Origin of the sequence: Aequorivita flava, from assembly GCF_038742595.1 — a bacterium.
In the GTDB taxonomy this organism is placed as follows: Bacteria; Bacteroidota; Bacteroidia; order Flavobacteriales; family Flavobacteriaceae; genus Aequorivita; species Aequorivita marisscotiae.
In genome coordinates this window covers 184,908-210,460 of sequence record NZ_JBANCF010000004.1, presented here as the reverse complement: position 1 = coordinate 210,460, position 25,553 = coordinate 184,908, and the positions used below count along the sequence as shown (strand labels likewise).

Genomic DNA, 25,553 nt, shown 5'->3' with positions numbered 1-25,553 from the left:
TGGTCGTAACATTGTCCTCATCGGTGTAGGTAAAAGTGCCGTTTCCGTTATCGACAATCGTGGTAAGTGTTTCGAAATTATCGATAACCGTTTCCAGGTCGATGCTGGTCAGAACTCCGTCTTCATCCGTGTATTCCAACGTTTTTCCGTCAACATTCAGCGCTAAAACAGTCAAAGTTTCTAGGTTTGAGACATCGATAGTGGTCGTAACATTGTCCTCATCGGTGTAGGTAAATGTGCCGTTTCCGTTATCAACGATCGTGGTAAGTGTTTCAAAATTATCGATTACAGTTTCAAGGTCAATGCTTGTAACCACGCCGTCTTCGTCTGTGTATTCTAGAGTTTTTCCGTCAGCATTTAGTGCCAGAACGGTTAAAGTCTCAAGGTTTGAGACATCGATGGTGGTCGTAACATTGTCCTCATCGGTGTAGGTAAATGTGCCGTTACCGTTATCAACGATTGTGGTGAGTGTCTCGAAATTATCGATCACCGTTTCCAAATCAATGCTGGTCAGAATGCCATCTTCATCCGTGTATTCCAACGTTTTTCCGTCCACATTCAATGCCAGAACGGTTAATGTTTCAAGGTTTGAGACATCGATTGTGGTCGTAACATTGTCCTCATCGGTGTAGGTGAAGGTGCCGTTACCGTTATCAACGATTGTGGTGAGTGTCTCGAAATTATCGATCACCGTTTCAAGGTCGATGCTGGTCAGAACTCCGTCTTCATCCGTGTATTCCAACGTTTTTCCGTCAGCATTCAATGCCAGAATGGTTAAAGTTTCAAGGTTTGAAATATCAATGGTGGTCGTAACATTGTCTTCATCGGTGTAGGTGAAGGTGCCGTTGCCGTTATCGACGATCGTGGTCAATGTTTCAAAATTATCGATTACCGTTTCCAAATCGATGCTGGTCAGAACTCCGTCCTCATCAGTATATTCCAGTGTTTTTCCGTCAGCATTCAATGCCAGAACGGTTAAAGTCTCGAGGTTAGAAACATCGATGGTAGTTGTAACGTTATCTTCATCGGTGTAGGTAAATGTGCCGTTTCCGTTATCAACGATTGTGGTAAGTGTCTCGAAATTATCGATTACCGTTTCAAGGTCGATGCTGGTCAGAATGCCGTCTTCATCCGTGTATTCAAATGTTTTTCCGTCAACATTCAGCGCTAAAACAGTCAAAGTTTCTAGGTTTGAGACATCGATAGTGGTCGTAACATTGTCCTCATCGGTGTATGTAAATGTTCCGTTACCGTTATCAACGATTGTGGTGAGTGTCTCGAAATTATCGATCACCGTTTCCAAATCAATGCTGGTCAGAATGCCATCTTCATCCGTGTATTCCAACGTTTTTCCGTCCACATTCAATGCCAGAACGGTTAATGTTTCAAGGTTTGAGACATCGATTGTGGTCGTAACATTGTCCTCATCGGTGTAGGTAAAAGTGCCATTTCCATTATCAACGATTGTGGTCAATGTTTCAAAATTATCGATCACCGTTTCAAGGTCGATGCTTGTAACCACTCCATCTTCATCCGTGTATTCTAAAGTTTTTCCGTCCACATTCAATGCCAAAACAGTCAAAGTTTCTAGGTTTGAAACATCGATGGTTGTTGTAACATTGTCCTCATCGGTGTAGGTAAAGGTGCCGTTTCCATTGTCAACAATCGTGGTCAATGTTTCAAAATTGTCGATCACCGTTTCCAAATCGATGCTGGTCAGAACTCCGTCCTCATCAGTGTATTCCAGTGTTTTTCCGTCAACGTTTAATGCCAAAACGGTTAAAGTTTCAAGGTTTGAAACATCGATGGTTGTAGTAACATTGTCTTCATCGGTGTATGTAAATGTTCCGTTGCCGTTATCGACGATTGTAGTCAATGTTTCAAAATTATCGATCACCGTTTCGAAATCGATGCTGGTCAGAACTCCGTCCTCATCTGTGTATTCCAATGTTTTTCCGTCAGCATTTAGTGCCAGAACGGTTAAAGTCTCAAGGTTTGAGACATCGATGGTGGTCGTAACATTGTCTTCATCGGTATAGGTGAAAGTGCCATTTCCGTTATCAACGATTGTGGTGAGTGTCTCGAAATTATCGATCACCGTTTCCAAATCAATGCTGGTCAGAATGCCATCTTCATCCGTGTATTCCAACGTTTTTCCGTCCACATTCAATGCCAGAACGGTTAATGTTTCAAGGTTTGAGACATCGATTGTGGTCGTAACATTGTCCTCATCGGTGTAGGTAAAAGTGCCATTTCCATTATCAACGATTGTGGTCAATGTTTCAAAATTATCGATCACCGTTTCGAAATCGATGCTGGTCAGAACTCCGTCCTCATCTGTGTATTCCAATGTTTTTCCGTCAGCATTTAGTGCCAGAACGGTTAAAGTCTCAAGGTTTGAGACATCGATGGTGGTCGTAACATTGTCCTCATCGGTGTAGGTGAAGGTGCCGTTTCCGTTATCAACGATTGTAGTCAATGTCTCGAAATTATCGATCACCGTTTCCAGGTCGATACTGGTTAACACGCTATCTTCGTCTGTGTATTCCAATGTTTTTCCATCAGCGTTTAACGCTAGGGTAGTTAATGTTTCAAGGTTTGAAACATCAATGGTCGTTGTAACATTGTCTTCATCGGTGTAGGTGAAGGTGCCGTTTCCATTGTCAACAATCGTGGTCAATGTTTCGAAATTATCGATAACCGTTTCCAAATCGATGCTTGTAACCACGCCATCCTCATCAGTATATTCCAGTGTTTTTCCGTCAGCATTCAATGCCAGAACGGTTAAAGTCTCGAGGTTAGAAACATCGATGGTAGTTGTAACGTTATCTTCATCGGTGTAGGTGAAGGTGCCGTTGCCGTTATCGACGATCGTGGTCAATGTTTCAAAATTATCGATTACCGTTTCCAAATCGATGCTGGTCAGAACTCCGTCCTCATCAGTATATTCCAGTGTTTTTCCGTCAGCATTCAATGCCAGAACGGTTAAAGTCTCGAGGTTAGAAACATCGATGGTAGTTGTAACGTTATCTTCATCGGTGTAGGTAAATGTGCCGTTTCCGTTATCAACGATCGAGGTGAGTGTTTCAAAATTATCGATTACCGTTTCAAGGTCGATGCTGGTCAGGATTCCGTCTTCATCCGTGTATTCCAGTGTTTTTCCGTCCACATTCAATGCCAAAACGGTTAAAGTTTCAAGGTTTGAGACATCGATGGTTGTAGTAACATTATCTTCATCGGTGTAGGTGAAGGTGCCGTTGCCATTGTCAACAATCGAGGTCAATGTTTCGAAATTATCGATAACCGTTTCCAAATCGATGCTGGTCAGGATTCCGTCTTCATCCGTGTATTCCAGTGTTTTTCCGTCAGCATTTAGTGCCAGAACGGTTAAAGTTTCAAGGTTTGAGACATCGATGGTTGTAGTAACATTGTCTTCATCGGTGTAGGTGAAGGTGCCGTTTCCGTTATCAACGATCGTGGTCAATGTTTCAAAATTATCGATCACCGTTTCCAAATCGATGCTGGTCAGAACTCCGTCCTCATCAGTATATTCCAACGTTTTTCCATCAGCGTTTAAGGCTAGGGTAGTGAGTGTTTCAAGGTTAGAAACATCGATGGTGGTCGTAACATTGTCCTCATCGGTGTAGGTAAAAGTGCCGTTTCCGTTATCGACAATCGTGGTAAGTGTTTCGAAATTATCGATAACCGTTTCTAGGTCGATGCTGGTCAGAACTCCGTCCTCATCAGTATATTCCAATGTTTTTCCGTCCACATTTAAGGCCAGAACGGTTAATGTTTCAAGGTTTGAAACATCAATGGTGGTCGTAACATTGTCCTCATCGGTGTAGGTAAAAGTGCCGTTTCCGTTATCAACGATCGAGGTGAGTGTTTCAAAATTATCGATTACCGTTTCAAGGTCGATGCTGGTCAGAACTCCGTCCTCATCAGTATATTCCAATGTTTTTCCGTCCACATTCAATGCCAAAACGGTTAAAGTTTCAAGGTTAGAAACATCGATGGTTGTAGTAACATTGTCTTCATCAGTGTAGGTGAAGGTGCCGTTTCCATTGTCAACAATCGTGGTCAATGTTTCGAAATTATCGATAACCGTTTCCAAATCGATGCTGGTCAGGATTCCGTCTTCATCCGTGTATTCCAGTGTTTTTCCGTCAACGTTTAATGCCAAAACGGTTAAAGTTTCAAGGTTAGAAACATCGATGGTGGTCGTAACATTGTCCTCATCGGTGTAGGTAAAAGTGCCGTTTCCGTTATCGACAATCGTGGTAAGTGTTTCGAAATTATCGATTACCGTTTCAAGGTCGATGCTGGTCAGAACTCCGTCCTCATCAGTATATTCCAGTGTTTTTCCGTCAGCGTTCAATGCCAGTACGGTTAATGTTTCAAGGTTAGAAACATCGATGGTTGTAGTAACATTGTCTTCATCAGTGTAGGTGAAGGTGCCGTTTCCATTGTCAACAATCGTGGTCAATGTTTCGAAATTATCGATAACCGTTTCCAAATCGATGCTTGTAACCACGCCATCCTCATCAGTATATTCCAGTGTTTTTCCGTCAGCATTCAACGCAAGAACGGTTAATGTTTCAAGGTTTGAAACATCGATGGTGGTTGTAACATTGTCCTCATCGGTGTAGGTAAAGGTGCCGTTGCCGTTATCGACGATTGTAGTCAATGTTTCAAAATTATCAATTACCGTTTCCAAATCGATGCTGGTCAGAACTCCGTCCTCATCAGTATATTCCAGTGTTTTTCCGTCAGCATTCAATGCCAGAACGGTTAAAGTTTCAAGGTTTGAAACATCGATGGTGGTTGTAACGTTATCTTCATCGGTGTAGGTGAAGGTGCCGTTGCCGTTATCGACGATCGTGGTCAATGTTTCGAAATTATCGATAACCGTTTCCAAATCGATGCTGGTCAGAACTCCGTCCTCATCAGTATATTCCAGTGTTTTTCCGTCAACGTTTAATGCCAAAACGGTTAAAGTTTCAAGGTTTGAAACATCGATGGTGGTCGTAACGTTGTCTTCATCGGTGTAGGTAAAGGTGCCGTTGCCATTGTCAACAATCGTGGTCAATGTTTCGAAATTATCGATAACCGTTTCCAAATCGATGCTGGTCAGGATTCCGTCTTCATCCGTGTATTCCAGTGTTTTTCCGTCAACGTTTAATGCCAAAACGGTTAAAGTTTCAAGGTTTGAAACATCGATGGTTGTAGTAACATTGTCTTCATCAGTGTAGGTGAAGGTGCCGTTTCCGTTATCAACGATTGTAGTTAAGGTCTCGAAATTATCGATCACGGTTTCCAGGTCGATGCTGGTCAGAACTCCGTCCTCATCTGTGTATTCTAACGTTTTTCCATCAGCGTTTAAGGCTAGGGTAGTGAGTGTTTCAAGGTTAGAAACGTCAATGGTTGTAGTAACATTGTCTTCATCGGTGTAGGTGAAGGTGCCGTTTCCGTTATCAACGATCGAGGTGAGTGTTTCAAAATTATCGATTACCGTTTCAAGGTCGATGCTGGTCAGAACTCCGTCCTCATCCGTGTATTCCAGTGTTTTTCCGTCAACGTTTAATGCCAAAACGGTTAAAGTTTCAAGGTTTGAGACATCGATGGTTGTAGTAACGTTGTCTTCATCGGTGTAGGTAAAGGTGCCGTTTCCATTGTCAACAATCGTGGTGAGTGTTTCAAAATTGTCGATCACCGTTTCCAAATCGATGCTGGTCAGAACTCCGTCTTCATCAGTATATTCCAGTGTTTTTCCGTCAGCATTCAACGCAAGAACGGTTAAAGTTTCAAGGTTTGAAACATCGATGGTGGTCGTAACATTGTCCTCATCGGTGTAGGTAAATGTGCCATTTCCGTTATCGACGATTGTAGTCAATGTTTCAAAATTATCAATCACCGTTTCAAGGTCGATGCTGGTCAGGATTCCGTCCTCATCTGTGTATTCCAATGTTTTTCCGTCAGCATTCAACGCAAGAACGGTTAATGTTTCAAGGTTTGAAACATCGATGGTGGTCGTAACATTGTCCTCATCGGTGTAGGTAAATGTGCCATTTCCATTATCTACGATCGTGGTCAATGTTTCAAAATTATCGATCACCGTTTCAAGGTCGATGCTGGTCAGGATTCCGTCCTCATCTGTGTATTCCAATGTTTTTCCGTCCACATTTAGTGCCAGAACGGTTAAAGTTTCAAGGTTTGAGACATCGATGGTGGTCGTAACATTGTCCTCATCGGTGTAGGTAAATGTGCCATTTCCATTATCTACGATCGTGGTCAATGTTTCAAAATTATCGATCACCGTTTCAAGGTCGATGCTGGTCAGAACTCCGTCTTCATCCGTGTATTCCAATGTTTTTCCGTCCACATTTAGTGCCAGAACGGTTAAAGTTTCAAGGTTTGAGACATCGATGGTGGTTGTAACATTATCTTCATCGGTGTATGTAAATGTTCCGTTGCCGTTATCGACGATTGTAGTCAATGTTTCAAAATTATCGATCACCGTTTCAAGGTCGATGCTGGTCAGAACTCCGTCCTCATCAGTATATTCCAATGTTTTTCCGTCAGCATTCAATGCCAAAACGGTTAAAGTTTCAAGGTTAGAAACATCGATGGTTGTCGTAACGTTGTCTTCATCGGTGTAGGTAAAGGTGCCGTTTCCATTGTCAACAATCGTGGTCAATGTTTCGAAATTATCGATAACCGTTTCAAGGTCGATGCTTGTAACCACGCCATCTTCATCTGTGTATTCCAATGTTTTTCCATCCACATTCAATGCCAAAACGGTTAAAGTTTCAAGGTTAGAAACGTCAATGGTTGTAGTAACATTGTCTTCATCGGTATAGGTAAAGGTGCCGTTTCCGTTATCAACGATCGAGGTGAGTGTTTCAAAATTATCGATTACCGTTTCAAGGTCGATGCTGGTCAGAACTCCGTCCTCATCAGTATATTCCAATGTTTTTCCGTCCACATTCAATACCAAAACGGTTAAAGTTTCAAGGTTAGAAACATCGATGGTTGTAGTAACATTGTCTTCATCAGTGTAGGTGAAGGTGCCGTTTCCATTGTCAACAATCGTGGTCAATGTTTCGAAATTATCGATAACCGTTTCAAGGTCGATGCTGGTCAGGATTCCGTCCTCATCTGTGTATTCCAATGTTTTTCCGTCAGCATTCAACGCAAGAACGGTTAATGTTTCAAGGTTTGAAATATCAATAGTTGTAGTACCGCCATCTTCATCGGTGTAGGTAAATGTGCCATTTCCATTATCTACGATCGTGGTCAATGTTTCAAAATTATCGATCACCGTTTCAAGGTCGATGCTGGTCAGAACTCCGTCCTCATCAGTATATTCCAATGTTTTTCCGTCCACATTCAATGCCAAAACGGTTAAAGTTTCAAGGTTAGAAACATCGATGGTTGTAGTAACATTGTCTTCATCAGTGTAGGTGAAGGTGCCGTTTCCATTGTCAACAATCGTGGTCAATGTTTCGAAATTATCGATAACCGTTTCAAGGTCGATGCTGGTCAGGATTCCGTCCTCATCTGTGTATTCCAATGTTTTTCCGTCAGCATTCAACGCAAGAACGGTTAATGTTTCAAGGTTTGAAATATCAATAGTTGTAGTACCGCCGTCTTCATCTGTGTAGGTGAACGTACCATTGTTGTTATCGACGATTGTAGTCAATGTCTCGAAATTATCGATCACGGCTCCAAGGTCGATACTGGTTACGATACCGTCCTCATCGGTGTACTCAAGCGTTCTTCCGTCGGCGTTCAGTGCTAAATAGGTGAGGGTTTCAAGGTTTGAAATATCAATGGTCGTAGTACCGCCGTCCTCATCTGTGTAGGTGAACGTGCCATTGTTGTTATCGACGATTGTGGTCAATGTCTCGAAATTATCGATCACGGCTCCAAGGTCGATACTTGTTACGATACCGTCCTCATCGGTGTACTCAAGCGTTCTTCCGTCAGGGTTCAGTGCTAAATAGGTAAGAGTTTCAAGGTTCGAAATATCAATGGTCGTAGTACCGCCATCTTCATCTGTGTAGGTGAACGTGCCATTGTTGTTATCGACGATTGTGGTCAATGTCTCGAAATTATCGATCACGGCTCCAAGGTCGATACTTGTTACGATACCGTCCTCATCGGTGTACTCAAGTGTTCTTCCGTCAGGGTTCAGTGCTAAATAGGTAAGGGTTTCAAGGTTTGAAATATCAATAGTTGTAGTACCGCCATCTTCATCGGTGTAGGTGAACGTGCCATTGTTATTATCGACGATTGTGGTCAATGTTTCAAAAGCTTGGATCACGGCTCCAAGGTCAATACTTGTAACAATTCCGTCCTCATCGGTGTACTCAAGTGTTCTTCCGTCAGGGTTCAGTGCTAAATAGGTAAGGGTTTCAAGGTTTGAAATATCAATAGTTGTAGTACCGCCATCCTCATCTGTGTAGGTGAACGAGCCATTGTTGTTATCGACGATTGTGGTTAAGGTCTCGAAATTATCGATCACGGCTCCAAGGTCAATACTTGTAACGATACCGTCCTCATCGGTGTACTCCAGCGTGTGTCCATCGGCATTGAGACCCAGATAAGTAAGGGTTTCCAAATCTGAGATATCAATAATAATAATATCTCCGTTTTGATCAAAGTAATAAAAGTTATTATTTACAACATCCCAGAAAACTATGTAGTCGGGTAAGTCGTTTTCAGTTAAAAGTCTGTGCCATTTATTCTGATACCAATAATAGTATCCCGGCGAAAGTGTCGCGTTTGTACTAGTATTATAAACCAGTAAGCTTTGCAGATTCCCCGCCGTAATGGTGGTTTGGTCCGTAATGCCGGTTAACGAAATTTGAGGTATAAGTATACCTCTATTAGAAGATTTAATTTCTAACTGCGTGGATGGATTAGGCATATCTGTGCCGATACCAACTTGAGCGAAAAGAAAATTACCACTGATAAATATCAGTAGGAGTAGTAATTTTTTCATATGAATAAGATTTGGGGTGTAAGAACGTGGCAAAATGCATACAAATCTAAAATTTATATTTGCATCTACCAAATAAAATGTTAAAATAGAGAAGATTACCCTCTAATAATTTTGTACTATAACAAATTATTTATATAGGAATTTTCATACACTATGACAAAAATCTAGAATTGTACAAAATTTAATTATTTATAAAAAAACAATAAACTTCCCTGCCAAGCATATTGAAAATCAGACTAATAGAAACAGTAATTGACCTACACGGTCAAAATTTTAACCTTCAAATAGTATATCTTATCTTAGTAACATATATGTTTAGAAAAAAGTCAATTAAAAGAATAAAAAAATTTTATTAAAATATTGATTTGTAGGAATTAACTTATCGGACCCCACTATCTTTTATAGAAATATTAGAAAAAATAAACTGCTAAAATGTTGCTTTTTTATCAAAATCCACGTTTGGGCTTTTAAAATTTCAGCATTTTTGGAAACTCCGGAAGCCTGAAACAAAATCGGTTGATATCTACTGAAAAAATCTATTTAATGTATCTTGCGGCCTATTTAAAAGTGAAATTATGAAAGAGAATAAAATAAAAAATTACATTGGCAACGTTTTAAAAAATATGCCGATGGATTGGATTAATTTAACCACACATCGATTAGATATTTACGAGGAACAATTGGCCAAAAAACAATTTCTTACGGAATTTGAAGCCTTATTTAACAACAATAATTTTGATAACAAAGCACTAAGTAAATTACCCACGGCCTATGATTATATACGGTTGGGACATCCATTGTCTTCGGTTCTTGAATGGGGAATCGCTCACTTAAACAATCTTAATCCGGATAATGTTATCAGTTTTTCGTCCAAAACAATTCCTGTATTTGCAGTTCTAAGAAAAAATTTGCTAACAAATAAAAATACCCAAATTTTATATAAAGAGAGCCTACCCTTGGCCTTTGATGCTGAAATTTTACAGCGTGTTTACGGCTATAAATTCACTTTAAAAAAAATAGATTGCATAGAAGATTTTACCGAAGCGGACAACAATAAATTTGACGGGAGTGTAATTTATATTTCAGAGAATGATCAAGTAGGGAAGGTCAATTTACATTCGAATATTGATTTTTATATTAATCATTATAAGGATCTTGGGAGTTTCTTAATTGTAAATGGGAATCAGAATGAAAGCTACATTTCAGAAATTCAACATGTTCGCAGAAGGGAAACTATTGCTATGACGCCTGCAAATTCGCTTTCCGCTTTAAACTTGCTGGTTGAAAATAATTTAAATGAAAATAGATTAGAGAATAATAATCACGAAGCTCTTGACGCAAACAAAAATAGCGTTATAAATTCTATTAGAGAGATAACTGGTTCGCATACAAAAGTGCAAGTTGCCTCGAGTGGTTTATCTATGCAATACGCTATAATGATGGGTTTAATTCACGATGCGTTGGAAAATCACAAAGGAAAGGAAATCAAATTTATAGTTCCTCCCAATTGCTATGGCGGTACCAACGATCAGGCAAGACGTGTGGCCGCAAGTATTGATAATGTTGAAGTAGTAGATTTGCTTGTTGATGGAGAAAATGAAATGGTTAGTAGTATAGACCAGATTTTAGATAAAATAGCCAGGCAAGATGCCGTACCTTATATAATTGCCGAAATACCCACAAATCCGAGGGTAGAAGTCCCAAATCTTGAGAATTTACTGGCTGTTTTGAGTGCAGATCGAAAAACGAGCGAAGGCAAAAAAGCCGTAGCTCCCGTTTTTATTTTAGACCAAACATTTTGTCCGAATGTTCACTTTTTAGGTGAAGGGGAAATATTATCAACAGTAAAAACCATTGCATACGTTAGTGGATCAAAATTTCCGAGTGGCGGAAGATGTACTGCTGGTTACTGCGTAGGAAATAAGGAAACAGAGGCTCTGATAGATAAAATTGAATTGCATCTACATCTTTGTGACAATGAAGCTACTGAACTTCAATATAAAATATTGGCAAACCAACTGCCTTCAATGAACCAACGTATAGCAGCTGCCTATAAGAACACACGCGAATTTGTAAACTATATTCACAAAACTTTGCCAGAAGCTAAAATCAATTTTGTTACGGATGCTTTGGCCGCACGAGGGTTTACCCCTTCGGTATTTTCATTAGACCTTCCTACAAAAGGCAGTACAGCCGACGAGAGAGAAGCGTATAAAAGATCGTTAAATCTGAAATTAATAAATTTAATGATTACAGAAATCGCTCACGAATGTAAATTTTGTGTTAGCTACGGACAATTAAAAGGCAGTTATTGGACTATTCCTGCAACCTCAACGCAGGGAACTACCAAAGAAGGCGATAAAGACTATATTGTGCGAGTTTCAATTTCTCCTACCTTAGATCTCGAACTTCATAAAAAGGTTTTTGCAAAATTTGTTGAAAGTATTTAATAGTTGGGAGGTAATAAGAACCTCCCAATTTTTTCTTTAGATTTAAAAAATTTTTAACCATCAGCAATATTAAAATATGAAATCTTATACTATCAATGAAATAAACAATTTTCTTACAGGAGAATTAATAGGAAATACAGACCAACTAATTGTTGGTCCGGAAGAATTAAAAAAGGCAAATAAAAGTCAGATTACATTTATTGGTAGCACCAAATACGCTAAATTTTGGGAAGAATCAAAAGCTTGCGCGGCTCTTGTAAATCAAGATTTAAATATTGAACCCGGTGACGGTCGTGCTATTATAAAAGTTAAAAATGTAGATTTGGCCATGGCGAAAATTTTAGAGCTGTTTAATCCACCAGCGCCTGTGTTCATTACTGAAATACACCCCTCGGCCGTAATTCACGAAACAGCAGAAATTGGAGAGGGTTGTAAAATTGGTGCCAACTGCTATATTGGAAAAGATGTTACATTAGGTAACGATGTAATTTTATATCCAAACGTCTGCGTGTTTGATGAAACCGTAATTGGCGACAAAACAATTGTTTGGTCGGGTACAATAATAAGGGAGCGCTGTATTATTGGTAGTAATTGTATTTTTCATACCAATGTTAGTATTGGCGCCGATGGATTTGGTTTTAGACCGAGTGACGACGGGAGAGGCTTGGTAAAAATACCACAGATAGGAAATGTTATCATAGGTCATTATGTAGAAATTGGAGCCAATTCATGTGTAGATAGAGCAAAATTTAGCTCCACAATTATTGGCGATGGTTGTAAAATAGATAATCTTGTCCAGATAGCACATAACAGCGTTATGGGCCGTTTTTGTATAATGGCAGGGCACAGCGGTCTTGCGGGTTCTGTAACTTTAGGCGATGGTGTAATGATTGGCGGCAGCGCTTCTATTAAAGATCATACCACCATTAATTCTGGCGCCACTGTTGGTGCCGGTTCGGGAGTAATGAATGATGTAGCAGCAGGAAAAACCGTTTTGGGATATCCCGCTCAAGATGCTCGAGATATGTTAAGGGAGTGGGCATCAATTAGGAAAATTGTTAAGAACAAATAAATTTTTTAAACATAAGCCGCCAAATTAGTGTGCTGTTTCAGAACTTTTATAAAAATCCTTATATTTTGTGCTACGACATAAAAGCAAGTTTAGAATCACAGTTAAAACGAGCTAAAAGGAAAGGCGACGCACCTGCTATTGAAGAAATTTTAGAAAAGCTAGTGCCGCTCACAGATTTACCGCTTTTTCACGTATCCGGATTTAGTCATCCCGAACTATTTATTTATACTAACGAATCTCCTGAATTTCCTACCGTGGCCACTTGGGGTCTAGTGCCCCATTGGGTTAAAAGTGAGGCGGATATAAAAAAACAATGGAACAACACTCTAAACGCCAGGGGAGAAACTATATTTAAAAAACCGTCATTTCGAACGTCTGCTGTAAATAATCGCTGCTTAATTTATGTAGATGGTTTTTATGAGCACCATCATTTTAAAGGCAATACCTATCCTTTTTATATTTTTAGGAAAGACAAGCAACCCATGGCGCTTGCTGGATTGTGGAGCGAGTGGCGTAACCCAGATACGGGTGGAATTTTAAAATCGTTTTCAATTGTTACAACGAGCGGAAACGCGCTGCTGTCAAAAATTCACAATAACCCAAAATTAAAAGCTTCAAGAATGCCTGTAATTCTTCCCACCGAATTGGAGGATAATTGGTTAAAACCCATAAATGACGAACTTGATATAAAAGAAATTCAAAATTTAATACTGGAATATCCAGATGATGAATTGGACGCACATACTGTTTCGAAATTACGAGGAAAAGAATATCAGGGCAACGTAAAATCAATTTCAGATAAAGTTAACTATAGCGAACTTAAATTCTGAAAAGCTATAATAAACTTAAAAACCAACTCAATTATTGTATAGGTAAGCAGTTGTCTAGAAGCTTCTTCGTTGTGATAAATTAAACGATAGGTTTACAAATTAAGCTATCCATCCATTTCGCGCCGCGCCTTTGCTGTAAAAGTATTCAAATACAGCAAGCGCAATTACAATTAATGGCATCGTTAGCGATTGTGGCCCCAGTACGGATACAATATCCATGGCAAACGTCCAATAAAGCTGAATTATCAATACTGCAAGTAATGAAATACCAAATAATGCAACCGCTATTTTCTTTCGCATTAAGAGAAAAACACTTGCCAATAGGCCTGTAATAACTGCAATTCCATAGATAACAATATTCCATGATGGGGCGGCATTCATTAATTCCACTTGTTCAGGTGGCATTGCCGCTTTCATTTCTTCCGTCATTAAAAAATATTCTGAAGCCCAAAAGTAAACTCCCATTATATTCCATAAAATTGCCAATACGGCAATTATCCAAAAGGCCGTATTCGGTTTAGTTGTTGTATTCATAGTAATTTGGTTTAGGTTGTTGCAATAAATATAATCATTTTTTAATTTGAAACTATTCGCAGTTAAAAAACAGCTTGCTTTTTTCTTTAAGTACATACACATATCTTTACCTCGCTAAAACGTAATTATGAACCCAACTATTCCTAAATCGGCATTTAATTTTTTACTTAAATTAAAAAGTAACAATAATCGCGATTGGATGGCGGCGCATAAAAAGGAATACTTGAGTAATGAAAAGGCTTTAAAAAGTGTTTATGCCGAAATTGAAAACAGATTAAACCGTACAGATGAAATAGCCAAAATTAAAATTTTCCGCATAAACCGCGATATTCGCTTTAGCAACGATAAAACACCATACAATGTACACCGAAGTGTTAGTTTTAGCAGGGCAGGAGCACAACGTCGCGGTGGGTATTACTTACGCTTGGAACCTGGAAACAGTTATTTGGCTGGTGGCTTTTTTGCTCCCAATACCGAAGACTTGTTTCGTATCCGAAAAGAGTTTGAACTGGATAGTTTGGAAATTCGAAAAATTTTAAACCAAAAGGATTTCAAAATTGCTTTTGAAGGATTTAATAAAAATAATGCAGTAAAAACAGCACCACGGGGGTTTAATAAGGATGACGCTAATATAGATTTAATTAAACTTAAAAAGTTTGTCGTAACGCACCACTTTTCAGATTCTGAAGTATTGGCTTCTGACTTTATAGAAAATGTAATTTATCACTATCAACTTCTTCGACAGTTTTTTGATTATATGAGTGATGTTTTAACAACTGATTTAAACGGGGTGTCAGTGCTTAAATAGGGTCCGTACATATTCTTCAAAACAAAAAAAGAGCCCTCACAAGGAAAGCTCTTTTCTATAGAATTATATGGGTAAGATTATTTCAATCTAAAAGTAACTCTACGCACTAATTGTCTAGCAGGTGAAGATGATTTATCTACGGTAGTATCTTCGCCACCGCCTCGATAGCTTAATCTACTTTCTGCAACGCCGGAAGCAATTAATATTTCATATACGCGTTTTGCTCTATTTTCCGAAAGTGCTTGGTTATAATCTGGAGATCCTATTTCATCTGCATAACCTATAAGTTCAGCATTTGCAGAAGGATGATCTTTCATATATTTAATTAAATAGTTAATAGCTTCCAAAGAATAGGTTTCGGGCTTATCGCTATTAAATTTGAAGTAAACATTTACATAACCTTTGTTCAGTAATTCTTCAATGGTTCCGCGATCATCAGAAATGGTGCTACCAATTTTAACGTATCTAGAGTCTAACGGACCTTCAAGCTCATCTGGAATACCGTTTTCATTTTTATCTACAGCTACACCTTTGCTATCTACCGTAACACCTGAAATAGTGTTTGGCTCACGGTCTAAATAATCTGGAACACCATCTTGATCTGTATCTATAAGATCGGTTTCAATTTTCGAAATTCTTTCTTCGTGGTCTGCAAGCCTATCTTCAATAATACTTGCTTCGGTAGCCCAATCTGCGTGTTTGTCATGTTTACCTAAGTAGAAAGTGAGTCCAACAGAAAAATTAACCATCATTCCATCAAATCCTCGAATTCTAGTGGTAGATGTGCCGTCCCAGGTATAATGTTGACGAACGTTACCTATCATAGATACATCGGTTGTTAAAGCAACCCGATCTCCAAGTTTTACTTGTGGTGATAATCCTATAATGGCATGCAACATTTGATCGTTGCCATCACGGTCTATCGGTTCTTTTGGACTCAATAAAGAATACCCTATACCCCCATGGGCTAAAAGGCCTATTCTGTTTGTCCAATTTTCAAAGTTTAATACAGAACCTACATTGGCAACACCCTGTAAGGAAACTCTATAATAATTTGTTTTAAAAGGAAGGCTATTATCACCTTCTTGAAGAGTGCTATAGCCAAAATCTAATTTTAGACCCGCGCGATTGTTAAACATATAACGTGCGCCTAAACTAAATTGCCCAAAACTAGGGGTATCCGTGGCATAATTTGCTGCAAACGGTTTGCCCGGTTTGTGTAACCCACCTGCTAGTTCAACAGACCATTTGTTATATTCAAATGATTGCTCTTCTTGGGCGTAAAGAAAAAGCGCGGAAAATAGTAATAACGGAAAGATTAATTTTTTCATGATTGTTATTTTATTGGTCAGAATTCAAAACAAATTTAATGAAAAATATACCAGTGTAGCCTTCAATTTTTAAAACATTTAACATAGCTGTTAAATTGAAGTTATTTTTAATCTATTATTCCTGCTCAATTAAAAGGCTTATTTTATCAAAATAAAGTAAGTTATCCTTAAGCCGCTCTTTTACAATATTCATCATGCGCTTATTTAATGCGGACGAATTTTGTATATAGCAATCAAATTCTTCTAACGTAAATTGCCCGATAACGATACCTTTTAGCGAATTTCTAAATTTCATATCCTTATGGATTGCACTTTCAATGTAATCGAGTTTCTTTTCAACGCTCAAGCCATAAAAAACATTTTTGTGTTTAGTTACATAGTTTTTAAATGCGGCCAATAATAAAGGGTGTTGTAGTTTTATAACAGGACGTAATGTTTTGTTTTGAAAACTTTCGTCGGAAGACATATTTGAAGTTATTTTAGCCGAGGCAATATCGCTGCGCATTTTTAAAAGTTGACTATCTCTTGATTCCATAATGTGGTTTTTACTAAAATTATAATTAATCTGGCTTCCTTTTTCACTTATGCCAATTAGTTATAAACGTTCTTTCAACAATGCGTGGAATGTTGCTATCTTTGATACATTAAAGGCCCGCGCTTTACCAGCTCTAACTTTAAGTAACATCTTCAAAATAAATAAATTGATGAAAATATTTTCCGCGGCACAATTAAGCCAAGCAGATAAAATAACTATTGAAAAACAAGATATAACTTCGGAAGCCTTAATGGAGCGTGCTGGAGAACAGGTATTTAACTGGTTACACACACACTTGGATGGTGCGCCTGTTACTATTCGAATTTTTTGTGGAATTGGCAATAATGGTGGGGATGGATTAGTAATTGGCAGGTTATTGCTTGAGCACGGTTATAAGGTTGTAGTGTATGTTGTGAATTTTAGCGATAAACGCTCAAAGAACTTCTTGTTGAATTACAACAAAATTAAAAATGTTACAAAAGATTGGCCTATACTAATGACAAGCCAAGCCGATTTTCCAGAGATAAGCGACGAAGATATGATTGTTGATGCAATTTTTGGAATTGGATTGAATCGCAGCCCCGAAGGTTGGGTAAGAAAATTGATTCAATATTTAAATGCAAACCAAGCATTTAAGCTATCAGTAGATATTCCAAGCGGTCTTTATGCTAATTTACCTCTAAAAGATAAGGAAGCCGTATTGAAAGCAGATCACACCCTTACATTTCAAACAGCTAAATTATGTTTCTTTTTGCCGGAAACAGCGCCCTTTGTCTCTAATTTTAATATTTTGGAGATTGGTTTAGATTTAGATTTTATAAAAAACACGGAGCCCATAGCACAATTAATATCGAAACCTGAAGCGCAAACTTTTTATCAGCCACGAAATAAATTTGATCATAAAGGTACATTTGGCCACGTGTTAATAGTAGGTGGAAGCTACGGAAAAATTGGCGCCGCGGTGCTTTCCACTAGTGCAGCATTTAAGATTGGTGCGGGAATGGTTACTGCTTTTGTGCCAGAATGTGGTTATTCCATTTTACAATCCACAATTCCGGAAGCAATGGTAATTACAGATAAGGAAGAAAAATTTATAAGTAATATTGAAACAGACTTTAAACCTTCGGCCATCGCAATTGGAATGGGCCTCGGAAAAAATAAAGCCACAGTTGCAGCCTTAAAAAAAGTATTGCAGCTGAAAGACATACCTTTTGTTATAGATGCCGATGCTTTAAATATTATTTCGGAAAATAAATCGCTGTTAGAATTTCTTCCGCCCAACTCTATATTAACACCGCATCCCGGAGAGCTAAAACGACTGATTGGTACTTGGAAAAATGATTATGACAAACTAAAAAAAGCAAAAAAGTTTTCAGAAAAACATCAAGTGGTCCTAATAATCAAAGGTGCATATACCATAACAGTTTACGAAAACAAACTGTATATAAATACTTCTGGAAACCCAGGTATGGGAACGGCGGGTAGCGGCGATGCATTGAGCGGAGTTATTGCAGGCTTGCTTTCGCAAGGATACGATCCTTTGTTGGCTTCGGTGTTTGGAGTATATATACACGGCAGTGCTGGCGATATTGCCACCGGGCAATTGGGGTTTGAGGCAGTAATGGCTGGCAATATAGTTGAAAATATTTCAGAGGCATACTTGGAGCTATTTTCAAGAGAAGAGCCTCTTGAGCAATCACAATAGTAAAAAATTAGCCACAGTTTTAAAACAAAAAATATTGCTTTGAAAAACTGTGGCTCACATTTTTTTCTAAAATGAAGATGTTATAACAATGGATCTAACAATACTTTTAAATTTGGATCTGAAGGTCTGGGAGCATCTGCAGAAACTATATTTCCTTGTGGATCTACCAGTATAAAACGAGGGATTCCCATGATTGCGTAGTCTTCAACAAATGCAGATTTCCAGTTGTTGTCTGCCATTAGCTGAATTCCGCCTAATTGTTTTTCGGTTACCATAGATTTCCATTTGTCGTAGTCTTTCGCCTCGTCTATGGAAATACTTACAACCTGCACGTTTTTATTTTCGTATTCCTTTTCAAATTCCTTCAATGCAGGTATTTCACGTAAACAAGGTCCGCACCAAGTGGCCCATACATCTATATATACGTATTTTCCTTTTAAACTTTCTAAGCTCGTTGTTCCTCCTTTGTGGTTTTCATAATTAAATGTAGGGGAGGGCTTACCCTTGGTAATGGTCTTTAATTTATTATAGCGCTCGGTAAGCTTTGCCAAGTTTTCTGAATTAGGCTCGCTATTTTTGTAAATACTATAAGCTTCGTCCAACGTTTCATCGGGCTTTAGCCCAAATTGTAAGTACGAACTCATAATTTTGTCCTTAGCATAACCATTTGGTAAATCCTCATCTACTTTTTTCAAAAATAATATGTTTTCCGAAGTAGCTGAGCTAGATGTGTCTTCACGCACCAATCTATTAAAATGCGCATCGAGTAAACTTTGATACGCTGTAGAATTGCGATAGGCTAAAGTATCTTTATAATTAATGTTTTTTAGCGCGTCGTAAAAGCCATCTGTAACTTTAAAATTGGCTTCCCCAGTGTAAAAGCCGTGTGCGTTTTCATAATTTTCAATTAAAATAGCACGGGAATATATATCCTCTTCCGATAGTTTTTTCTTAAAATTTTCGTTGGAAACTTTTTTAACCTCATAAATGCTATCAATACTTTTTTGATTCGCGCTCAATGCTTTTTTGAAATCGTCTTCGGGCATAGAGAATATTTCTTTGTAATCTAAATTTTGTTCATTCCAAAGATATTTTGCAGCTAAAAAATTATTGATATTTGCCATATCGCCTGAGTAATTTAGCGTTTCGTCAAATTCGTTGGCATCAAGAGTAACCGAAAGATTTTTCCCTTTTTCCAAATAAATACTGGTGCGTTCTCGGCCTACATACATTTCATAAAAACCATCTTTTAAAATATGCAGTGTATCTAAAAAGGTTCCCTTTTCGCTGATTGGGGTTCTAAATTCGAAATCGTTACCACGTATAAAAACGGTTTCGCCTGTGTTGTTTTCAACCGTCCCGCTAATAACGGAATATTGGGGCTTTTCATCCTGCTTGCAAGCAATTGCAACAAGCACCAAAAGAGCCAAGCTTATTTTTTTCATAAAACTATTTTTTAAATTCGAAATGTAAAATTACATATTGAAATTACATTTATAATCATTATAAACCGTTTATTTTACCACAATATAGTGGTGAAAGTTTGTACTTATTAACGGCATTAGAAACTAAGATTGGTGGTATAGCAATAATAAAAACAGTATTTTTGTAAAAAATGCACCTACTTAATGAAAACACATTATATAAGCTCAGAAATTCTTGATCTTTCCCTAATCAAAGATATTATTGAAAACCACAGACCTCTTGGTCTTTCAGAAGAGGCCCAGCTAAATATAAAAAAGTCTCGTGAATATCTTATTCATAAAATGAAAGATAATGCTACCCCCGTGTATGGCATTAATACTGGGTTTGGATCTTTGTGCAATGTAAAGATATCGTCAGAAAACCTTTCGCAATTACAGGAAAATCTAGTGATGTCCCACGCTTGTGGTACTGGCGAATTTGTGCCGAAACCCATCATAAAAATAATGCTTTTGTTAAAAATTCAATCGCTGAGTTATGGTTATAGTGGTGTGCAGATTGAAACCGTTGAACGCCTTATAGAGCTATATAATAACGATATTTTACCCGTAGTATATTCGCAAGGAAGTTTGGGTGCTTCAGGCGATTTAGCACCATTAGCGCATTTATCGTTGCCGCTGCTTGGAAAAGGTGAAGTGTATTACGGTGGCGAACGTTTGGCTTCAGAAAAAGTTCTTAAAAAATTTAATTGGGAACCCATAAATTTACAGGCAAAAGAAGGCCTTGCGCTTTTAAATGGAACGCAATTTATGAGCGCTTTCGGTATTTATTGTCTTTTAAAGAGTTATAAAATTTCGTACTTGGCAGATTTAATTGGTGCTATATCAGTAGATGCCTTCGATTGCAATATGAGTCCTTTTAATGCTTTGGTACATTTAGTGCGCCCGCATAGGGGGCAGATTAAAACTGCCGAACAGCTATTAACATTTTTAGAGGGCAGTGAATTGGGGCTTTCGGAAAAGAAAAATGTACAAGATCCGTATTCTTTCCGTTGCATTCCGCAAGTTCATGGAGCTACAAAAGACACGATAAGTTTTGTTCATAAAACATTTAAGACCGAAATTAATTCGGTTACAGATAATCCCAATATTTTTGTCAAGGAAGATCTTATTATTTCCGGAGGTAACTTTCATGGGCAGCCACTAGCACTTGCACTAGACTATTTAGCGATTGCAATGGCAGAATTGGGAAATATTTCAGAAAGAAGAACGTATCAATTGGTTTCGGGATTGCGTGATTTGCCAGCTTTTCTAGTTGATAATCCTGGTTTAAACAGCGGTTTTATGATTCCACAATATACGGCAGCGAGCATTGTTAGTCAAAATAAACAATTGGCTACCCCTGCTTCGGTAGATTCCATTGTTTCATCTAACGGACAAGAAGACCACGTAAGTATGGGGGCAAATAGTGCTACAAAATGCTTGCGGGTAATTGAAAATATTGAAACTATACTCGCGATTGAATTGATGAATGCATCGCAAGCCCTAGCGTTTAGAGCGCCCAAAAAATCATCTCCGTTTATTGAATCGTTTTTAAAACCCTACCGATCCATAGTTCCATTTATGGCTAACGACAGAGTATTGGCAGATGATATACACGCTACCGATGCATTTATACAATCTTTAAATGTTGATGCAGAAATTCTTTTTAATTAATATTTAAATTGTGACCCATGAAGATCTACGAAATGAAATCTGTATTTATACTTCTTTTGGTCTTGCTTTTTTCATTTCCAGCCATTGGGCAAGATTATAAACCTATTTTAGACCATAGAAACGAATGGCATTTTACCACCTGCAATTTTGGTTGTTATACGGATAAATACTATACCGATGGCGACACTTTGGTGAATGGAATGATGTATAAAATACTGGACGGATATCATTTTATTTCGCGCACCTTTTTATTGCGGGAAGATTTGGCTGAAAAAAAACTCTACTTTTTAAAAATTCGACCCAGTGGTGGGGTTGAAGAATATCTGTTATACGACTTTACGCTACAGGTGGGCGACAGTATTAATATGCTAAACCCGATAACTCCATTTCCGCAAGACGGAGGCTATTTTAAGCTGGACTCAATTGTTCCGAGACCTTTGGTGGATGGACAAAATTATGATCACTTCTATTTTTCGCCTACACCCTCGAATACGATAAGTTCTGAAAACGCAATTTGGGTTGAAGGTGCTGGCTCGCTTTCATTAATTAATGCACCTGGTGGTTTTCCAGATTTAAATGAAGTTGGCGCATTGAGTTGTTATTTTAAAAACAGAGATGTTTTTTACGCCAATTTAGATTCTATAGACGACTGTACGCCAGTTTTTATGGATATTAAGAAAAATAATCTGGAAGAAGTAGTGTTAACTACCCCAAATAACAGCAAATCCTGCATGCTGCACAATGCTACAAACATTACGCAAATTGTAATTTACGATATAAACGGCAAGAAACTTAAAACCATAGACCATAATTTTAAGAAGAATATTTTAGTAGATATGGCAAGTTATAGTCCGGGAAGTTATTTTATTTTAGCTCAAGGAATAGGGGGATCTGCTAAAACCTTCAGAATACTTAACAAGTAAAAAAAATTAATTTGATGAGTGTTTTGTTATAATGCTCTCAACCCATTTTTTAGCTAATTCTAATTCCGAAAAATGTTCAAACGGAATCTTCATAAAAATTTTCTCCAGTTCTACATTACTTTTTTTAATATCCGGATTAGACACAATAGCAAAAGCCACTAGGTTTTCAATTTTAGAAGTTTGTAAATACACCAAAGGGTTTACAGCGTAACTATTAATGCGGTTTGTTATATACCCAAAAGGCCTGTCTTTAAAATATTTTTGAGCAATATTAATTAAATGGGTATTATATTCGGGTTTTACAGTAATTCCCTCATTCATATATACCACAAGATAGTTTGGAAAAACATGGGCTTTACCAAAAAATAAACGTATTTCTTCTATCATCGATTAGTACTTTATACTTCTCTAATTTAAGCTTTTTTATTGACCTATAAAAGAAGATTTTAAGTTAGAGCTTTTAATAAATAAAAAATTCCCCAATAAATAATTGGAGAATTTTTTATAGAATCTAAGTCGAAATAATATTAAGTCTCTGTAGTTTTCTTCTGTTTCTTAATTTTAATGGTAAGCTCATTGGCTTTTTCATCAAGGTCCATTAAAATCGTGTCGCCTTCGTGCAAACTGCTATTAATTATCTCTTCAGCTAAAGCATCTTCAATATATTTTTGAATAGCTCTATTTAGCGGACGTGCGCCATATTGCTTATCAAACCCTTTGTCGGCAATAAAATCTTTGGCTTTTTCGGTAAGCGTAAGATCGTAGCCCAATCCTGAAATGCGGATATATAATTTATCCAATTCAATATCAATAATTTTATGAATATCATCTCTTTCCAAAGCATTAAAGACCATTACATCATCTATACGGTTTAGGAACTCCGGAGCAAATGTTTTCTTTAAAGCATTTTCTATTACGCTCTTTGTATGGGCGTCTTCTTGGCTCTTTTTAGCAGAAGTGCCAAAACCTACTCCTTGACCAAAATCCTTTATTTGTCTGGCGCCTATGTTGGATGTCATAATAATGATTGTATTTCTAAAATCAATTTTCCTTCCAAGACTATCGGTTAAATATCCATCGTCCAATACTTGAAGAAGCATATTAAAAACATCTGGATGTGCTTTCTCAATTTCATCTAAAAGTAGTACGGCATATGGTTTTCTTCGTATTTTTTCGGTTAATTGGCCACCTTCTTCATATCCTACGTAACCTGGAGGTGCTCCTACTAATCGTGAGATGGAAAATTTTTCCATATATTCACTCATATCAATTCTTACCAATGCCGAATCTGAATCAAATAGCTCTCGTGCCAATACTTTTGCAAGTTGTGTTTTACCAACTCCCGTTTGTCCTAAGAAAATAAACGATCCAATTGGTTTATTCGGGTCCTTTAATCCGGCTCGGTTACGTTGAATAGCCTTTACAACTTTGGCAACTGCTTCATCTTGCCCAATTACCTTTCCTTTAATTCTGTCGGGTAGGGCAGCGAGTTTGGTACTTTCGGTTTGTGCAATTCTACTTACTGGAACACCGGTCATCATAGAAACTACTTCGGCAACATTTTCTTCCGAAACGGTTTCCTTGTGTAGTTTAGAATCTGCCTCCCATTGTTCTTGCTGTGTAGCTAGTTCTTTTTCAAGATTTTTTTCATCATCCCGAAGCTTAGCGGCTTCTTCGTACTTCTGTTTTTTAACTACCGTATTTTTAAGTTCGCGTACTTCTTCCAATTCTTTTTCTAGTTGAAGAATTTTCTCGGGCACATGAATATTCGTTATATGTACGCGAGACCCCGCTTCGTCTAAAGCATCAATGGCTTTATCGGGAAGAAAACGCTCAGTCATATACCTATTTGTTAAATTAACGCAGGCCTCAATTGCTTCTTCGGTATAGCTAACATTGTGGTGAGACTCGTATTTATCTTTTATATTTTGAAGAATTTCAATTGTTTCTTCAACCGTGGTTGGTTCTACCAAAACCTTTTGAAAACGTCGTTCGAGGGCACCGTCCTTTTCAATATATTGACGGTATTCGTCTAAAGTGGTTGCGCCAATGCATTGAATTTCCCCTCTTGCCAAAGCGGGCTTAAACATATTTGAAGCATCCAACGATCCCGTGGCGCCACCGGCACCAACAATTGTATGAATTTCATCAATAAAAAGAATAATATCGTCATTCTTTTCAAGTTCGTTCATAACTGCTTTCATTCGTTCTTCAAATTGGCCACGATATTTGGTGCCGGCCACAAGGCTGGCCAAATCTAAAGTAACCACTCTTTTATCGTAAAGAATTCTAGAAACTTTTCGTTGAATAATGCGAAGTGCCAAACCTTCGGCAATAGCCGATTTACCAACGCCAGGCTCACCAATTAACAATGGGTTGTTTTTCTTTCTTCGGCTTAAAATCTGTGAAACACGTTGTATTTCGTTTTCACGGCCCACCACCGGATCGAGTTTTCCTTCTTCGGCCATTGCCGTAAGATCTCTTCCAAAGTTGTCTAAAACAGGCGTTTTAGACTTTTTATTGGTTTTTCCGGTAGTGCCAGAAAATAAGTTTTCTTTGCCGGCGTCTTCGGCTGAAGTATCGTCGTCGTTTGGAAAAGCATCTGCGCTTGGACTTTCAATATAGTCGTCATCGTTTGTAATCATAAGCTTAAATTGATCTTTTACAGCATCATAATCTACCTTCATTTTATTCAACAATTTGGTAGTAGGGTCATTTTCATTCCTTAAAATACACAACAAAAGATGTGCAGTGTTAATAGAATTACTCTGAAAAAGCTTAGCTTCTAAAAAAGTGGTTTTTAATGCCCTTTCCGCTTGGCGGGTAAGGTGCAGATTTTTTTTATCGTTTGCGTTTGTAGTTACGCCGGGATTGGCCGGGCTCAGTATTTCTACTTTTCTTCGCAAATGGTTTAGGTCTATTGCCAGTGCATTTAAAATGGTTACCGCTTTGCCGCTGCCATCTCTTAAAAGGCCTAGCATTAAATGCTCAGTGCCAATAAAGTCGTGGCCTAAGCGCAGCGCTTCCTCTTTGCTGTAGGCTATTACATCTTTTACTCTTGGGGAAAAATTATCATCCATATTTTAAATCCTCTCTTCTGTTTGGTACTAAATTAACCAAAATAGGACAAAAACTGTTCCTATTTAAAATGATTTTAGTAAAAGGACAAAATATATCCTGTAAATCAAAGCACATTCAACGATACTTATTAACGATTT

General features: G+C 37.9%; 14 protein-coding genes. 7 read left to right on the top strand and 7 right to left on the bottom strand.

Going from position 1 to position 25,553, the window contains the following annotated elements; genetic code table 11:
- The coding region (locus VZD24_RS07815; protein ID WP_342688783.1) for a phage tail-like protein at positions 1-9,010 on the bottom strand (9,010 nt) is incomplete at its 3' end.
- A gap of 575 nt (positions 9,011-9,585) precedes the next feature.
- On the opposite strand from VZD24_RS07815, the gene VZD24_RS07810 reads away from it, so the two are divergent.
- From VZD24_RS07810 to VZD24_RS07800, 3 genes are all read left to right on the top strand, one after another.
- Positions 9,586-11,460, top strand: a complete 1,875-nt coding sequence (locus tag VZD24_RS07810) for a PLP-dependent aminotransferase family protein (protein WP_342686426.1) — start codon at positions 9,586-9,588, stop codon at positions 11,458-11,460.
- 76 nt (positions 11,461-11,536) lie between these two features.
- Positions 11,537-12,532, top strand: a complete 996-nt coding sequence (gene lpxD / locus VZD24_RS07805) for a UDP-3-O-(3-hydroxymyristoyl)glucosamine N-acyltransferase (RefSeq protein WP_342686425.1) — start codon at positions 11,537-11,539, stop codon at positions 12,530-12,532.
- Between the two features lie 65 nt (positions 12,533-12,597).
- Positions 12,598-13,362 (top strand): SOS response-associated peptidase, encoded by a 765-nt coding sequence (locus VZD24_RS07800; protein ID WP_279447903.1) that lies wholly within the window; start codon positions 12,598-12,600, stop codon positions 13,360-13,362.
- Positions 13,363-13,461: 99 nt separating this feature from the next.
- Here the strand turns inward: VZD24_RS07800 and VZD24_RS07795 are convergent, their stop codons facing one another.
- On the bottom strand, positions 13,462-13,896 hold the full coding sequence (locus tag VZD24_RS07795; protein WP_279447904.1) for a hypothetical protein: 435 nt from the start codon (positions 13,894-13,896) through the stop codon (positions 13,462-13,464).
- 127 nt (positions 13,897-14,023) lie between these two features.
- On the opposite strand from VZD24_RS07795, the gene VZD24_RS07790 reads away from it, so the two are divergent.
- Positions 14,024-14,704 carry a DUF2461 domain-containing protein gene (locus VZD24_RS07790; protein WP_279447905.1) on the top strand — a complete coding sequence of 227 codons (681 nt, stop codon included), beginning with the start codon at positions 14,024-14,026 and terminating at the stop codon, positions 14,702-14,704.
- A 77-nt stretch (positions 14,705-14,781) separates the two neighbouring features.
- On the opposite strand, the gene VZD24_RS07785 is transcribed toward VZD24_RS07790, so the two are convergent.
- Together VZD24_RS07785 and VZD24_RS07780 are read right to left on the bottom strand one after the other, a co-directional pair.
- A complete protein-coding gene (locus VZD24_RS07785) occupies positions 14,782-16,035 on the bottom strand; it encodes an OmpA family protein (RefSeq protein ID WP_342686424.1) in 1,254 nt (417 codons plus the stop codon).
- A gap of 115 nt (positions 16,036-16,150) precedes the next feature.
- Entirely contained in the window at positions 16,151-16,570 is a 420-nt protein-coding gene (locus VZD24_RS07780) for a glyoxalase (protein ID WP_342686423.1), read from the bottom strand.
- A 169-nt stretch (positions 16,571-16,739) separates the two neighbouring features.
- Here VZD24_RS07780 and VZD24_RS07775 point away from each other — a divergent pair, with 169 nt between their 5' ends.
- The gene (locus tag VZD24_RS07775; RefSeq protein WP_342686422.1) at positions 16,740-18,275 is read left to right on the top strand and encodes an NAD(P)H-hydrate dehydratase; all 1,536 of its coding nucleotides are present in this window, start codon (positions 16,740-16,742) and stop codon (positions 18,273-18,275) included.
- Positions 18,276-18,355: 80 nt separating this feature from the next.
- Here VZD24_RS07775 and VZD24_RS07770 read toward each other — a convergent pair whose 3' ends face one another.
- Complete coding sequence (locus VZD24_RS07770) at positions 18,356-19,720, bottom strand: TlpA family protein disulfide reductase (protein ID WP_342686421.1); 1,365 nt, start codon at positions 19,718-19,720, stop codon at positions 18,356-18,358.
- Positions 19,721-19,903: 183 nt separating this feature from the next.
- Here VZD24_RS07770 and hutH point away from each other — a divergent pair, with 183 nt between their 5' ends.
- Both hutH and VZD24_RS07760 read left to right on the top strand, forming a co-directional pair.
- The gene (gene hutH / locus VZD24_RS07765) at positions 19,904-21,412 is read left to right on the top strand and encodes a histidine ammonia-lyase (RefSeq protein WP_342686420.1); all 1,509 of its coding nucleotides are present in this window, start codon (positions 19,904-19,906) and stop codon (positions 21,410-21,412) included.
- A 17-nt stretch (positions 21,413-21,429) separates the two neighbouring features.
- Positions 21,430-22,335, top strand: coding sequence for a T9SS type A sorting domain-containing protein (locus VZD24_RS07760; RefSeq protein WP_342686419.1), 906 nt, complete (start codon positions 21,430-21,432; stop codon positions 22,333-22,335).
- A gap of 6 nt (positions 22,336-22,341) precedes the next feature.
- Here VZD24_RS07760 and VZD24_RS07755 read toward each other — a convergent pair whose 3' ends face one another.
- Together VZD24_RS07755 and VZD24_RS07750 are read right to left on the bottom strand one after the other, a co-directional pair.
- On the bottom strand, positions 22,342-22,722 hold the full coding sequence (locus VZD24_RS07755) for a hypothetical protein (RefSeq protein ID WP_342686418.1): 381 nt from the start codon (positions 22,720-22,722) through the stop codon (positions 22,342-22,344).
- A gap of 140 nt (positions 22,723-22,862) precedes the next feature.
- Complete coding sequence (locus VZD24_RS07750) at positions 22,863-25,415, bottom strand: ATP-dependent Clp protease ATP-binding subunit (protein WP_279447913.1); 2,553 nt, start codon at positions 25,413-25,415, stop codon at positions 22,863-22,865.
- Between the last annotated feature and the right edge of the window lie 138 nt (positions 25,416-25,553).